Source organism: Pseudomonas putida, from assembly GCF_022627325.1.
In the GTDB taxonomy this organism is placed as follows: domain Bacteria; phylum Pseudomonadota; class Gammaproteobacteria; order Pseudomonadales; family Pseudomonadaceae; genus Aquipseudomonas; species Aquipseudomonas putida_X.
Map to the genome: position 1 here is coordinate 88735 of NZ_JAETZZ010000017.1, position 13693 is coordinate 102427.

The window sequence follows — 13693 nt, forward strand, 5'->3', positions numbered from 1 at the left end:
TTCGATTCGAAAGATAATGATTGCAATCAAAACCTATCGAAGAGGATTCGTCAAGGCTGCCAATCCGAAAAAATACTGGCTTGTGGATAAATGATTGCGGCCTTGGTTTTCGAGCGCGGACCAACGCTTCCCGGCATGCTCCTCTGATGTCATTTATGCAGCCAAAAAAAAACCGACTTATCCACATAAGTCGGCTTTCGATCGAAAGAGCTGTGGATAATCAGCTCATCTTGATCTTCTCCGGCCGCTTCCAGCCATCGATATTGCGTTGACGCGCACGTCCCACGGCAAGTTGGCCAGCCTCGACGGTCTGGGTAATCGTCGAACCCGCCGCGGTCGTGGCCCCCGCCTTGATATCCACAGGCGCAACCAACGAGTTGTTCGAGCCGATGAATACATCCTCGCCCATCACGGTCTTGAACTTGTTGGCGCCATCGTAGTTGCACGTGATGGTGCCGGCTCCGATATTGGTACGTGCACCGATCTCGGCATCACCCAGATAGCTCAAATGACCCGCCTTGGCGCCTTCACCCAGGTGGGCATTCTTCAGCTCGACAAAGTTACCCACATGGGCCTTGGCATCCAGCACGCTGCCCGGGCGCAGACGCGCGAACGGACCGGCATCGCTACCCTCGCCCATCACAGCGCCTTCGATATGGCTGTTGGCCTTGACCACCACGCCTTTGCGCAGGGTGCTGTCCTTGATCACGCAGTTAGGGCCAATCTGAACATCGTCCTCGATCACGACCTTGCCTTCGAGGATGACGTTGATGTCGATCAGCACATCGCGGCCAACGCTCACTTCACCACGCACGTCGAAGCGAGCCGGGTCACGCAGGGTCACTCCCTGGGCCATCAGTCGACGGCCTTCGCGCAATTGATAGTGGCGCTCGAGTTCGGACAGCTGGCGTCGGTCGTTGGCACCTTGCACTTCCATGGGGTCGTGCGGTTGCTCGGTAGCCACCACGAGGCCATCAGCGACCGCCATGGCGATGACGTCGGTCAGGTAGTATTCGCCTTGGGCGTTGTTGTTCGACAACCGTCCCATCCAGTCGGCAAGACGAGCGGCTGGCAGGGCCAGAATACCGGTATTGCCTTCTTTGATCGCTTTCTGCGCATCGCTGGCGTCCTTGTGCTCGACGATCGCAGTCACCTTGCCTTGGGCATCACGCACAATGCGCCCGTAACCGGTCGGGTCTTGCAGGTTAACGGTGAGCAAGCCCAGCTGCTGGTCTGTGGCCTTGGCCAGCAGGCGTTGCAGGGTTTCCACTTCAATCAGCGGTACGTCCCCATACAACACCAGTACCGTGTCGGCTGTGATCGCCGGCAGGGCTTGGGCAACGGCATGCCCGGTACCCAGTTGCTTGTCCTGCATAACGAAATTCAGATCGTCGGCTGCCAGGCGCTCACGCACCTGCTCCGCACCATGGCCAATCACTACGTGAATGCCTTGAGGCTCAAGCTGCCGTGCGCTGTGGATAACATGACCGAGCATGGAGTTGCCGGCCACCGGATGCAGCACCTTGGGCAGCGCCGAGCGCATGCGGGTACCTTGGCCGGCGGCGAGAATAACGATATCGAGTGACATTGACTGGCTACCAATCCTGGGCGGTCAGAAAAATGACCGAGAGGGGAATTCGGAAAAAGAAAAAGGGTAGCCGAGGCTACCCTTTTACTCAATCGCAACAGCAGTGATCAGCCGGGGCCGATTACTTGCCTTTGCGCATTTGCTGGACGGTACGCAGCTGAGCTGCGGCCTCGGCCAGACGTGCGGCGGCGGCGCCGTAATCGAAGTCCGCGCCTTTCAGACTCAGGGCATTCTCGGCAGCCTTGAGGGCTTCCTGTGCCTGAGCTTCATCCAGGTCTGTAGCACGTTGCACGGTATCGGCAAGCACCTTGACCATGTTCGGCTGAACCTCGAGGAAACCACCAGAGATGTAATACACCTCTTGGGCGCCACCCTGCTTGGTCAGCGTGATCGGACCTGGCTTCAGATTGGTGATCAGCGGCGCGTGGCCTGGAGCGATACCAAGATCACCCAGGTTACCGTGCGCAACCACCATCTCGACCAGACCGGAGAAAATCTCTCCTTCCGCGCTGACGATATCGCAATGGACTGTCATAGCCATCTGCTTGCCTCAACCTGATTAGCGCCCCTCTCGGGGCGCCGGGATTACAGTTTCTTGGCTTTCTCGACGGCTTCTTCGATGCTGCCGACCATGTAGAACGCTTGTTCTGGCAGGTGGTCGTAGTCACCTTTGAGGATGCCGCTGAAGCCAGCAATGGTGTCTTTCAGGGAAACGTATTTACCTGGGGAACCAGTGAAGACTTCTGCCACGAAGAACGGCTGGGACAGGAAGCGCTGAATCTTACGAGCGCGGGATACCAGCTGCTTGTCGGATTCGGACAGTTCGTCCATACCCAGGATGGCAATGATGTCCTTCAGCTCTTTGTAACGCTGCAGCACGTACTGAACACCGCGAGCGGTTTCGTAGTGCTCGTTGCCGATGACGTTCGGGTCCAGCTGGCGCGAAGTCGAGTCCAGTGGGTCGACCGCTGGGTAGATACCCAGGGAGGCGATGTCACGGGACAGAACGACGGTGGCGTCCAAGTGGGCGAAGGTGGTCGCTGGCGACGGGTCGGTCAAGTCGTCCGCAGGTACGTATACGGCCTGGATCGAGGTGATCGAACCTTCCTTGGTGGAGGTGATGCGCTCTTGCAGAACGCCCATCTCTTCAGCCAGGGTCGGCTGGTAACCTACTGCCGAAGGCATACGGCCCAGCAGTGCGGATACTTCGGTACCGGCCAGGGTGTAACGATAGATGTTGTCGACGAACAGCAGAACGTCGTTACCTTCGTCACGGAACTTCTCAGCCATGGTCAGGCCGGTCAGCGCTACGCGCAGACGGTTTCCTGGTGGCTCGTTCATCTGACCGTAGACCAAGGCTACTTTGTCGAGAACGTTGGAGTCCTTCATCTCGTGGTAGAAGTCGTTACCCTCACGAGTACGCTCACCCACACCAGCGAACACGGAATAACCGCTGTGCTCGATGGCGATGTTACGGATCAGTTCCATCATGTTTACGGTCTTGCCGACGCCGGCACCACCGAACAGACCCACCTTACCACCCTTGGCGAACGGGCAAACCAGGTCGATAACCTTGATGCCGGTTTCCAGCAGGTCGTTGCCGCCTGCCTGGTCAGCGAAGGAAGGTGCGTCGCGGTGAATGCCCCAACGCTCTTCTTCGCCGATCGGGCCAGCTTCGTCGATCGGGTTGCCGAGCACGTCCATGATACGGCCCAGGGTCGCTTTACCGACCGGGACGGAAATGGCCGCGCCGCTGTCGATGACGTTCAGACCGCGCTTCAAGCCTTCGGTCGAGCCCATCGCAATAGTACGAACCACGCCGTCGCCCAGCTGCTGCTGAACTTCCAGAGTGGTTTCCGCGCCTTCCACTTTCAGCGCGTTGTAAACACTCGGTACGCCGTCACGTGGGAATTCCACGTCGATGACGGCGCCGATGATTTGCACGATACGTCCGCTACTCATAGCTGGATCCTCTGAATATTTGAACCGTTAAACCGCGGCAGCGCCGCCGACGATTTCCGAGATCTCCTGGGTGATCGCAGCCTGACGCGCCTTGTTGTAGATCAGCTGGAGTTCGCTGATCAGGTCACCGGCGTTGTCTGTGGCGTTCTTCATGGCGATCATCCGGGCTGCTTGTTCAGCAGCGTTGTTCTCGACCACCGCCTGGTACACCTGCGACTCCACGTAACGCACCATCAAGCCGTCCAGCAGCTCTTTGGCGTCGGGTTCGTACAGGTAATCCCAGTGGTGCTTGAGTTCCTGATCCGGGGTTGCCACCAACGGTACCAACTGCTCGACCGTCGGAGTTTGGGTCATGGTATTGACGAACTTGTTCGACACCACGGAGAGGCGATCGATACGGCCGTCCAGGTAGGCGTCCAGCATCACTTTGACGGAGCCGATCAGATCATTGATCGATGGCTCTTCGCCCAGGTGGCTGATCGCTGCTACGACGTTGCCGCCAAAGATGCGGAAGAAAGTCGCACCTTTGCTGCCGATCACGCACAGGTCGATTTCCACGCCCTGTTCGCGGTTGACGTTCATGTCCTTGACCAAGGCCTTGAACAGGTTGGTGTTCAAGCCACCGCACAGACCACGGTCACTGCTCACCACGATATAACCGGCACGCTTTACAGGGCGCTCGATCATGAAGGGGTGGCGGTACTCCGGGTTGGCGTTGGCCAGATGACCGATCACCTGGCGGATACGCTCCGCATAAGGACGGCTAGCAGCCATGCGCATTTGAGCCTTGCGCATTTTGCTGACCGCCACTTTTTCCATGGCGCTGGTAATCTTTTGCGTGCTTTTGATGCTCGCAATCTTACTGCGAATCTCTTTTGCGCCTGCCATGTATCACCTATCAGGTTAGCAAGCGGGGGCCAAAGCCCCCGCCGCGGCTTACCAGGTTTGGGTGGCCTTGAACTTCTCGATACCGGCTTTGATACCAGCGTCGATTTCGTCGTTGAAGTCACCCTTCACATTGATCTTGGCCATCAGTTCGGCGTGATCACGGTTGAAGTAGGCAATCAGCGCTTGTTCGAAGCTACCGATCTTGGCGATTTCAATGTCGGTCAGGAACCCACGCTCAGCGGCATACAGCGACAGCGCCATGTCCGCGATGGACATCGGAGCGTATTGCTTCTGCTTCATCAGCTCGGTAACACGTTGACCGTGCTCGAGCTGCTTACGGGTGGCTTCGTCCAGGTCAGAAGCGAACTGGGCGAATGCCGCCAGTTCACGGTACTGAGCCAGAGCGGTACGGATACCACCGGAGAGCTTCTTGATGATCTTGGTCTGAGCGGCACCACCTACGCGGGATACCGAAACACCGGCGTTCACTGCAGGGCGGATGCCCGAGTTGAACATGGCCGATTCCAGAAAGATCTGACCGTCGGTGATGGAAATCACGTTGGTCGGAACGAACGCGGAAACGTCGCCAGCCTGGGTTTCGATGATCGGCAGCGCGGTCAGGGAACCGGTTTTGCCAGTTACAGCACCGTTGGTGAACTTCTCGACGTACTCTTCCGAAACGCGCGATGCACGCTCCAGCAGACGGGAGTGGAGATAGAACACGTCGCCTGGGTACGCTTCACGTCCTGGTGGACGGCGCAGCAGCAGGGAGATCTGACGGTAGGCAACAGCCTGCTTGGACAGGTCATCGTAAACGATCAGTGCGTCTTCGCCGCGGTCACGGAAGAACTCGCCCATGGTGCAACCGGCGTATGGCGCCAGGAATTGCAGTGCGGCGGATTCCGAAGCACTGGCAACCACCACGATGGTGTTGGCCAGGGCGCCGTTTTCTTCCAGCTTGCGAACGATGTTGGCAACGGTGGAACGCTTCTGGCCGACAGCCACATAAACGCAGAAAATACCGGAGTCTTTCTGGTTGATGATGGCGTCGATGGCCATGGCGGTCTTACCGATCTGACGGTCACCGATGATCAGCTCACGCTGGCCACGGCCGACCGGGATCATGGCGTCGACGGACTTGTAGCCAGTCTGTACAGGCTGGTCTACCGACTTACGCCAGATCACGCCTGGAGCCACTTTCTCGACCGCGTCGGTCTCGGTGTTGCCCAGAGGACCTTTGCCGTCGATCGGGTTGCCCAGTGCGTCGACGACGCGACCCAGCAGTTCCTTACCAACCGGAACTTCCAGGATGCGGCCGGTGCACTTGGCGCTCATGCCTTCGGCGAGGGTGTCATAGGCACCCAGGACCACTGCACCTACGGAGTCTTGCTCCAGGTTCAGGGCCATACCGTAGACGCCGCCAGGGAACTCGATCATTTCGCCGTACATGACGTCGGCCAGACCGTGGATCCGCACGATACCGTCGGAAACCGAAACGACGGTACCTTCGTTACGGGCTTGGGAGCTCACATCGAGGTTGTCGATGCGGCCCTTGATGATTTCACTAATTTCGGAAGGATTGAGTTGCTGCATTGCTCTGCTGCCCCTTCAAACTCAAGATTTCAAGGCTTCGGCCAGTTTCGCGATTTTGCCGCGAACAGAGCCATCGATTACCAGGTCACCAGCGCGGATGACGACGCCACCAATCAGGCTGGCATCCTCCGACGCGTGCAGGCGCACTTCCTGGCCTAACCGTGCACTGAGAACCTTGGCGAGTTTGTCTTGCTGTTCTTGGTTCAACGCAAAAGCACTGGTGACTTCCACGTCCACGGATTTCTCTTGCTCGGCCTTGTACAGGTCGAACAGAGCTGCAATCTCCGGCAGAAGCAGGAGACGGTCGTTTTCCGCGGCAACACGAATGAAATTCTGTGCCTGTGCATTGAACTTGTCACCGCACACGTCAATGAACGTGGCGGCCTTTTCTGCGCTCGTCAGTCGCGGGGCCTTGAGCAGGCGCTGCATGGTGTCGTCTTGCGACACCGCAGCAGCCAGGCCGAGCATGGCTGACCAATTGGCCAGTTGCTGATGGGCCTGGGCATGCTCGAAGGCAGCCTTAGCGTAAGGTCGGGCCAACGTGGTCAGTTCTGCCATGATCGCCCTCGCTTAAATTTCAGCGGCCAGTTTGTTAACCAGCTCCGCATGCGCGTTTTGATCGATTGTGGCGCCAAGGATCTTTTCAGCACCGCCAACGGCCAGGGCACCCACTTGGGCACGCAGGGCGTCTTTGGCACTGTTCAGTTCCTGCTCGATCTCGGCCAGAGCCTGAGCCTTCACACGGTCAGCTTCGACGCGGGCCTGGTCACGGGCTTCCTCGACAAGCTGAGCAGCGCGTTTCTTGCTTTGCTCAATGATTTCGGCTGCCTGTGCTTTAGCTTCACGCAGTTGCTGACCCGCTTTCTCTTGGGCCAGCTCCAGGTCGCGAGCTGCGCGGTTGGCAGCGTCCAAGCCGTCGGCAATCTTCTTTTGACGCTCTTGCAGAGCAGTGATGACCGGAGGCCATACATACTTCATGCAGAAGAGTACAAAAATCAGGAAAGCAACGGATTGGCCAATCAGGGTTGCATTAATGTTCACGCCAACACCTCGCTCGGTCTTAATTCATACAGCCATCAACTCGTGAATACGAGTGATTAGCCGGCGATCTGACCAACGAACGGATTCGCGAAGGTGAAGAACAGAGCGATACCAACACCGATCATGGTTACGGCGTCGAGCAGACCGGCAACGATGAACATTTTGACCTGCAGCATCGGAACCATCTCAGGCTGACGAGCAGCACCTTCCAGGAATTTGCCGCCCAGCAGGCCGAAACCAATGGCGGTACCCAGAGCACCCAGGCCGATCAGCAGAGCAACAGCGATAGCGGTCAGACCAACTACAGTTTCCATCTTTCCTCCCGACTTTTACGTCGTATTGGTTAGGTTTTTAGTTTGAAGCGGTAAAACAAATCGTTTGGAACAGCTGCCCTTGCGGACTTTTAAAGCCCTCCCCCCAAACGAGCGGGGAAGGCTATCAGACACGCCAGGCGGTCTTAATGGTTATCTTCGTGAGCCATCGACAGGTAGACGATGGTGAGCATCATGAAGATGAAAGCTTGCAGGGTGATGATCAGGATGTGGAACACAGCCCACGCCCACTGCAGCACCACACCCAGGCCGCTCAGCCACAGCAGGCCGGAGCCGAACATCACGGCGATCAGGATGAACACCAGCTCACCGGCGTACATGTTGCCGAACAGTCGCAGCGCCAGCGAGATCGGCTTGGCGATCAGGGTGACGAATTCGAGCAGGAAGTTGACCGGAATCAGCAGGATCTGCACGAAGATGTTCTTGCTGCCGAACGGGTGCAGGGTCAGCTCACCGATGAAGCCGCCCAGGCCCTTGACCTTGATGCTGTAGAAGATGATCAGGGCGAACACGCAGAAGGCCATGGCCAGCGTCGCGTTCGGGTCGGTGGTCGACACGGCGCGGAACGGAATGTGCGGATCACCGGAGATCATGATGGCCAGCTGAGGAATCCAGTCGACCGGTACCAGGTCGACGGCGTTCATCAGGAATACCCAGACGAAGATGGTCAGTGCCAGCGGCGCAATCACCGGGCTACGGCCGTGGAAGGAGTCCTTCACGCTGCCGTTGACGAAATCGACCATCACTTCGACGAAGTTCTGCAGGCCGCCAGGCTGGCCGGAGGTCGCCTTCTTCGCCGCCATGCGGAAGATGAACAGGAAGATCAGACCCAGCGCGACGGACCAACCCAGGGTGTCCAGGTGGAACGCCCAGAAGCCCATTGCCTTGGCTTCTGCAGCCGAATGGGCGAAGCCCCAGCTGCCGTCTGGTAGTTGACCGTAGGTCAGGTTCTGCAAGTGGTGCTGGATATAGCCCGAAGCGGTTTCTGCTGCCATGGTTGCCTCAAACGCCCTAAGGTCTCGAAAGTCTTTTATTCATCAGCAGGGGCGCAAACCAGCTGACCAAAAGGGTCAACACGAAGACGCCGAAGACTGCTAACGGCGCCAGTGGCTTCACTCCTGCGAAGGTCAGTGCGAATAGCACTGCCGTCAAAATCATCTTGCCGGCCTCGCCTGCGTAAAACGACTTGACGATGGCCTGCGCCGCCCGGGCTCCGCTAAAGCGAAAAGCCTTCCAGGCGAAATACATATTGGGTAGCCAGGCAATCAAACCTCCGCAGAGACCTGAATATCCACTGACTGCCCCTTTCCACTGCCACAACACCAATGTCGCCAGCAGAAGCACTACACATTGAGCCAGCAGTACCGGAAAAACCGCCCAGCGATGGAAAGGCAGGCGGTTTGGCGTGCGTATTTCCATCACAACTGCTCCTCGAAGTCGACCAACAAGTCAGTAACGACTTGGCATAAATTGTGCCGACAAAATGCGCGCAGAGTATAGGGGTGGATTAACCCCTATTCAACTCTTGGGTAGTGATTTCCGACTGCGCGCTACAACTGGAATTGTTTCAGCGGATGTGAGCAAGGACGCCCTGCAACTCGTCAAGCGAGTTATAGCGAATAACCAACTGGCCTTTTCCCTTGTTTCCGTGACGAATCTGCACCGGGGAGCCCAGGCGCTCTGCAAGCCGCTGTTCAAGGCGCTCGATATCCGGATCAGGTTTGCTCGGCTCTACCGGGTCAGGTTTGCCGTTGAGCCACTGGCGCACCAGTGCCTCAGTTTGGCGCACAGTGAGCCCGCGTGCGACAACATGACGCGCCCCCTCTTCCTGGCGATCTTGCTCAAGACCGAGCAGCGCACGTGCGTGCCCCATCTCCAGATCACCATGGGCAAGCATGGTCTTGATCGCTTCAGGCAGCGAGATCAGGCGCAGCAGGTTGGCCACGGTCACCCGCGACTTGCCGACGGCATCGGCCACCTGCTGCTGGGTCAGCTCGAACTCCTGTTGCAGGCGTTGCAGGGCCAGGGCCTCTTCCAACGGGTTGAGGTCCTCTCGCTGGATGTTCTCGATGAGGGCCATGGCGATGGCAGCTTCATCAGGCACTTCGCGCACCATCGCCGGGATGGTGTCCAGGCCGGCCTGCTGCGTGGCGCGCCAGCGGCGCTCACCCGCGATGATCTCGTAGCGGTTGCCCTCGATCGGGCGCACCACGATGGGCTGCATCACGCCGTGCGTGCGAATCGAGTGCGCCAGTTCTTCCAGCGCCTGCGGATCCATGTCACGACGCGGCTGGTATTTACCGCGCTGGATCAACTCGACCGGCAGGTGTTGCAGTTCTTTCTGGTCGATCTTGACAGCCTGCTCTTCGAGCGCGCTGACGGAAGGACCACTGAGCAGTGCATCCAACCCACGTCCGAGACCTCGTTTCTTAACGGCCATGCGGATTCCTTAAGTTGTTTGTGCAGTGCGTGATTGACGGCGTTGACGGCGAACCAGTTCACCGGCCAGGGCCAGATAGGCCAGTGCGCCACGCGATTGCTTGTCGTAGGCCAGCGCCGGCATGCCAAAACTCGGTGCCTCGGCCAAGCGGATGTTGCGCGGAATGACGGTATCGTAGAGCTGCTCGCCGAAGTGCTCCTTGAGCTGCGCCGATACATCGTTGTTCAGGCTCAGACGCGGGTCGTACATGGTACGCAGCAACCCTTCGATCTTCAGCTCGGGGTTCAGACGGGCAGCGATACGCTTGATGTTATCCACAAGATCGCTGAGGCCTTCCAGTGCGTAATACTCACACTGCATGGGGATGATCACGCCATCGGAGGCGACCAAGGCATTGAGCGTCAGCATCGACAGCGACGGGGGGCAATCGATGAGGATGAAGTCGTAATTCTCGCGGATCGGCGCCAAGGCATTGCGCAGGCGGCTCTCCTTGACCTGCATTTCCAGCAGCACCACTTCCGCGGCAGTCAGGTCGCGGTTGGCCGGCAGCAATTGGAAGCCACCATGCTCGGAGTAGTGCATGGCCTGGGCAAGGTCGCATTCCCCGATCAGCAGGTCGTAGACCGAGTGTTCGAGTTCGTGTTTGTCCACACCGCTGCCCATGGTGGCGTTGCCCTGCGGATCGAGGTCGATCAGCAGCACACGACGCTTGGTCGCAGCCAGCGATGCGGCGAGATTGATACAGGTGGTGGTTTTACCCACTCCACCTTTCTGGTTCGCGATTGCGAATACCTTAGCCATTGTTGCGTGTGTTCCCAGTCATGCCTTGCGGCGCAGTATCAGCAGATGGCGCTGGCCCTGGCAACCTGGAACGGTCAGGGCCTGCTCGCTTTCCACTGTGAAGTCTGCGGGCAATGCTACCAGTTCATCGGCAGGATGCAGCCCCTTCATTGCAAGCCATTGCGTCCCGGTGTCGCCCAAGTGGCGGGTCCAGTTGGTGAAGTTCTCCATGCTGCTGAAGGCGCGAGAGATGATACCGCTGAACGGCTGTGCTGGCTGGAAGGCCTCGACCCGGCTGTGGATAACCGTCAGGTTGTCCAGTTTCAGCTCCATCTTCACCTGGGTGAGGAAGCGGGTTTTCTTGCCATTGGCGTCCAGCACCGTTACGCGTTTGTGCGGATGCAGGATAGCCAATGGAATCCCTGGCATGCCACCGCCGCTGCCGACATCAAGCCAGGTATCGCGATCACTGTGGATAAAACCCATGACGCTGAGGCTGTCCAGCAGATGCCGCGAAACCATCTCGTCCGGGTCGCGCACGGCGGTCAGGTTGTAGGCCTTGTTCCATTTGATCAACAGGGCCAGGTAGCCAAGCAGCCGTTCGTGCTGTTCGGCGCTCAGTTCGACACCAAGCTGGCGTGCACCTGTGGACAACTCTTCAGCGTGTTGCGGGGTGACCAGGGAACTCAAGCGCTTTGCTCCAATTCGCGGCCAGCGCCGCGTTTTTTCAGATGAATCAACAACAGGGAAATGGCCGCTGGTGTCACGCCAGGGATGCGCGAAGCCTGGCCGAGCGTCTGCGGGCGAGTCTGGCCGAGCTTGCCCTGGATTTCCTTGGACAGCCCGGAAATCGAGGTGTAGTCGATATCCACAGGCAGGCGGGTGTCCTCGCTGGCGCGCAGGCGAGCGATCTCGTCCTGTTGGCGATCGATGTAACCGGCGTATTTGGTCTTGATTTCGACCTGTTCGGCAACTTGTGGATCGATTTGTTCGCCGCCGGTCGCTTCGATCAGCCCAGCGTAATCCACCTCTGGCCGCGCAAGCAGGTTGAGCAGGCTGTATTCGTGGCTCAGCGGAGTACCGAACTTATCCACAACGGCCTGGCCCTGTGGGGTATTCGGACGGACCCAGGTCGTTTTCAAGCGCTGTTCCTCACGCTCGATGCCATCACGCTTGGCACAGAACGCAGCCCAGCGCTCGTCGTCGATCAAGCCAAGCTCACGGCCTTTCTCGGTCAGGCGCAGGTCGGCGTTGTCTTCTCGCAGAATCAGGCGATATTCGGCCCGCGAGGTAAACATGCGGTACGGCTCTTGGGTACCCAGGGTAATCAGGTCGTCGACCAGCACCCCGATGTAGGCCTCGTCACGGCGCGGGCACCAGCTTTCGCGGCCCTGCGCGCGCAGCGCGGCATTGGTACCGGCCAGCAGGCCCTGGGCGCCGGCTTCTTCGTAACCAGTGGTGCCGTTGATCTGGCCAGCGAAGAACAGGCCGCCGATCACCTTGGTTTCGAGGCTGTACTTGAGATCACGCGGGTCGAAGTAGTCGTACTCGATGGCGTAGCCCGGGCGCACGATGTGCGCGTTTTCCATGCCGCGAATCGAGCGCACCAGCTCCAGCTGCACGTCGAACGGCAGAGAAGTGGAGATACCGTTGGGGTAAAGCTCGTGGGTGTTCAGCCCTTCCGGCTCGATGAACACCTGATGGCTTTCCTTGTCGGCAAAGCGATGGATCTTGTCCTCGATCGACGGGCAGTAACGTGGGCCGACACCTTCGATGACACCCGAGTACATCGGCGAACGGTCGAGGTTCGAAGCGATGATTTCGTGGGTCCGCGCATTGGTATGGGTAATCCAGCAGCTGACCTGACGTGGGTGCATCGCGGCATTGCCCATGAACGACATGACCGGGATTGGTGTGTCACCCGGCTGCTCGGTCATCACCGAAAAGTCCACCGAACGACCATCGATGCGCGGAGGCGTGCCGGTTTTCAGTCGACCGACGCGCAGCGGTAGTTCACGCATGCGGTGGGCCAAGGCGATCGAAGGTGGATCACCAGCGCGGCCGCCGGAATGATTCTGCAGGCCGATGTGGATAAGGCCACCCAGAAAAGTACCGGTAGTGAGCACCACGGAATCGGCGAAGAACCGCACGCCCATTTGCGTAACCACGCCTTTGACCTGGTCTTGCTCGACGATCAGGTCGTCACAGGACTGCTGGAATATCCACAGATTCGGCTGGTTTTCCAGGATTTCGCGAACCACAGCCTTGTAGATGGCGCGGTCGGCCTGTGCACGCGTGGCGCGAACAGCCGGGCCCTTGCGGTTGTTCAACACGCGGAACTGAATGCCGCTCTTGTCAGTGGCCAGTGCCATGGCACCGCCGAGCGCATCGATCTCTTTGACCAGATGGCTTTTGCCAATGCCACCGATGGCTGGGTTGCAGCTCATGTGACCGAGGGTTTCCACGTTATGGGTCAGCAGCAGGGTTTTTACACCCATGCGTGCAGACGCAAGCGCAGCCTCGGTACCGGCATGGCCGCCGCCGATGACGATCACTTCAAAACGGGAAGGGAAATCCACCACGCACCTCGTGCCTGTTTTTGCGAATAGAGAAGGTAAGCGGACAAGTATAGGGACTTCACCCCCCCTAAAGAAACCTTTTGCGCAAATTTTGACCAGGCTGTGGATGAATGGCTGATAACAGAAACTAGAGAGAAAAAATTTAAAAAAGCTTTGTTTTTATGTTTATTCTTATGCACGCACCTATCTGTGGATAACGTTATGCAGGCCCCTAGTTTCGCTGTGTAGAGCAAAATTGAACCCTGTGGCTGAAGTACCATGAGGGCTATGGATAAGCCGATTTAGCCTGTGGATGAAATGCCTATTTACCCACAGGGCAGATTGTCCTCAGAAAAAAAGCAGGGTTATCAACGGAGCTGAAGACGACTTTTCCACAGGGCTCATGCGTGTGTTTATCAGGCTGTTGATTAAAAATCTGCATCTCCCATCCGTGTCCCTAAGGCCCGGTGATCAAATCTCGGGCAAAAAAAAGCCGCTCCAAGGAGAGCGG

At 58.2% G+C, this 13693-nt stretch carries 14 protein-coding genes; all 14 read right to left on the bottom strand.

All coding sequences use genetic code 11. The features are described from left to right. Positions 1 to 220: 220 nt before the first annotated feature. Positions 221 to 1588: a bifunctional UDP-N-acetylglucosamine diphosphorylase/glucosamine-1-phosphate N-acetyltransferase GlmU gene (gene glmU, locus JNA92_RS23125; protein WP_241806854.1), complete on the bottom strand. Its 1368-nt coding sequence runs from the start codon at positions 1586 to 1588 to the stop codon at positions 221 to 223. A gap of 121 nt (positions 1589 to 1709) precedes the next feature. After that, positions 1710 to 2129 (bottom strand): F0F1 ATP synthase subunit epsilon, encoded by a 420-nt coding sequence (locus tag JNA92_RS23130; RefSeq protein ID WP_012316945.1) that lies wholly within the window; start codon positions 2127 to 2129, stop codon positions 1710 to 1712. 44 nt (positions 2130 to 2173) lie between these two features. Beyond that, entirely contained in the window at positions 2174 to 3550 is a 1377-nt protein-coding gene (gene atpD / locus JNA92_RS23135) for a F0F1 ATP synthase subunit beta (RefSeq protein ID WP_012316946.1), read from the bottom strand. 27 nt (positions 3551 to 3577) lie between these two features. Continuing rightward, positions 3578 to 4438, bottom strand: a complete 861-nt coding sequence (gene atpG, locus JNA92_RS23140; protein WP_012316947.1) for a F0F1 ATP synthase subunit gamma — start codon at positions 4436 to 4438, stop codon at positions 3578 to 3580. Positions 4439 to 4486: 48 nt separating this feature from the next. Beyond that, the gene (atpA, locus tag JNA92_RS23145; RefSeq protein WP_241806855.1) at positions 4487 to 6031 is read right to left on the bottom strand and encodes a F0F1 ATP synthase subunit alpha; all 1545 of its coding nucleotides are present in this window, start codon (positions 6029 to 6031) and stop codon (positions 4487 to 4489) included. A 21-nt stretch (positions 6032 to 6052) separates the two neighbouring features. Further along, complete coding sequence (locus JNA92_RS23150) at positions 6053 to 6589, bottom strand: F0F1 ATP synthase subunit delta (protein ID WP_039605254.1); 537 nt, start codon at positions 6587 to 6589, stop codon at positions 6053 to 6055. 12 nt (positions 6590 to 6601) lie between these two features. After that, a complete protein-coding gene (locus JNA92_RS23155) occupies positions 6602 to 7072 on the bottom strand; it encodes a F0F1 ATP synthase subunit B (RefSeq protein WP_003260032.1) in 471 nt (156 codons plus the stop codon). 56 nt (positions 7073 to 7128) lie between these two features. Then, on the bottom strand, positions 7129 to 7386 hold the full coding sequence (gene atpE / locus JNA92_RS23160) for a F0F1 ATP synthase subunit C (protein WP_003097235.1): 258 nt from the start codon (positions 7384 to 7386) through the stop codon (positions 7129 to 7131). Positions 7387 to 7529: 143 nt separating this feature from the next. Continuing rightward, positions 7530 to 8399: a F0F1 ATP synthase subunit A gene (gene atpB, locus JNA92_RS23165; RefSeq protein ID WP_241806857.1), complete on the bottom strand. Its 870-nt coding sequence runs from the start codon at positions 8397 to 8399 to the stop codon at positions 7530 to 7532. 16 nt (positions 8400 to 8415) lie between these two features. Next, positions 8416 to 8823: a F0F1 ATP synthase subunit I gene (locus tag JNA92_RS23170; RefSeq protein ID WP_241806858.1), complete on the bottom strand. Its 408-nt coding sequence runs from the start codon at positions 8821 to 8823 to the stop codon at positions 8416 to 8418. A gap of 148 nt (positions 8824 to 8971) precedes the next feature. Next, positions 8972 to 9844 carry a ParB/RepB/Spo0J family partition protein gene (locus tag JNA92_RS23175; RefSeq protein WP_241806859.1) on the bottom strand — a complete coding sequence of 291 codons (873 nt, stop codon included), beginning with the start codon at positions 9842 to 9844 and terminating at the stop codon, positions 8972 to 8974. Between the two features lie 9 nt (positions 9845 to 9853). After that, complete coding sequence (locus JNA92_RS23180) at positions 9854 to 10645, bottom strand: ParA family protein (protein WP_012316952.1); 792 nt, start codon at positions 10643 to 10645, stop codon at positions 9854 to 9856. 18 nt (positions 10646 to 10663) lie between these two features. After that, positions 10664 to 11314 (bottom strand): 16S rRNA (guanine(527)-N(7))-methyltransferase RsmG, encoded by a 651-nt coding sequence (gene rsmG / locus JNA92_RS23185; protein WP_241806860.1) that lies wholly within the window; start codon positions 11312 to 11314, stop codon positions 10664 to 10666. Continuing rightward, on the bottom strand, positions 11311 to 13203 hold the full coding sequence (gene mnmG / locus JNA92_RS23190; protein ID WP_241806861.1) for a tRNA uridine-5-carboxymethylaminomethyl(34) synthesis enzyme MnmG: 1893 nt from the start codon (positions 13201 to 13203) through the stop codon (positions 11311 to 11313). Before mnmG ends, rsmG begins: the two co-directional genes overlap by 4 nt. Between the last annotated feature and the right edge of the window lie 490 nt (positions 13204 to 13693).

Coding starts and splice junctions, on each gene's coding strand:
- glmU (WP_241806854.1), bottom strand. CDS start 1,588: ATGTCACTCGATATCGTTATTCTCGCCGCCGGCCAAGGTACCCGCATG.
- JNA92_RS23130 (WP_012316945.1), bottom strand. CDS start 2,129: ATGGCTATGACAGTCCATTGCGATATCGTCAGCGCGGAAGGAGAGATT.
- atpD (WP_012316946.1), bottom strand. CDS start 3,550: ATGAGTAGCGGACGTATCGTGCAAATCATCGGCGCCGTCATCGACGTG.
- atpG (WP_012316947.1), bottom strand. CDS start 4,438: ATGGCAGGCGCAAAAGAGATTCGCAGTAAGATTGCGAGCATCAAAAGC.
- atpA (WP_241806855.1), bottom strand. CDS start 6,031: ATGCAGCAACTCAATCCTTCCGAAATTAGTGAAATCATCAAGGGCCGC.
- JNA92_RS23150 (WP_039605254.1), bottom strand. CDS start 6,589: ATGGCAGAACTGACCACGTTGGCCCGACCTTACGCTAAGGCTGCCTTC.
- atpE (WP_003097235.1), bottom strand. CDS start 7,386: ATGGAAACTGTAGTTGGTCTGACCGCTATCGCTGTTGCTCTGCTGATC.
- atpB (WP_241806857.1), bottom strand. CDS start 8,399: ATGGCAGCAGAAACCGCTTCGGGCTATATCCAGCACCACTTGCAGAAC.
- JNA92_RS23170 (WP_241806858.1), bottom strand. CDS start 8,823: ATGGAAATACGCACGCCAAACCGCCTGCCTTTCCATCGCTGGGCGGTT.
- JNA92_RS23175 (WP_241806859.1), bottom strand. CDS start 9,844: ATGGCCGTTAAGAAACGAGGTCTCGGACGTGGGTTGGATGCACTGCTC.
- JNA92_RS23180 (WP_012316952.1), bottom strand. CDS start 10,645: ATGGCTAAGGTATTCGCAATCGCGAACCAGAAAGGTGGAGTGGGTAAA.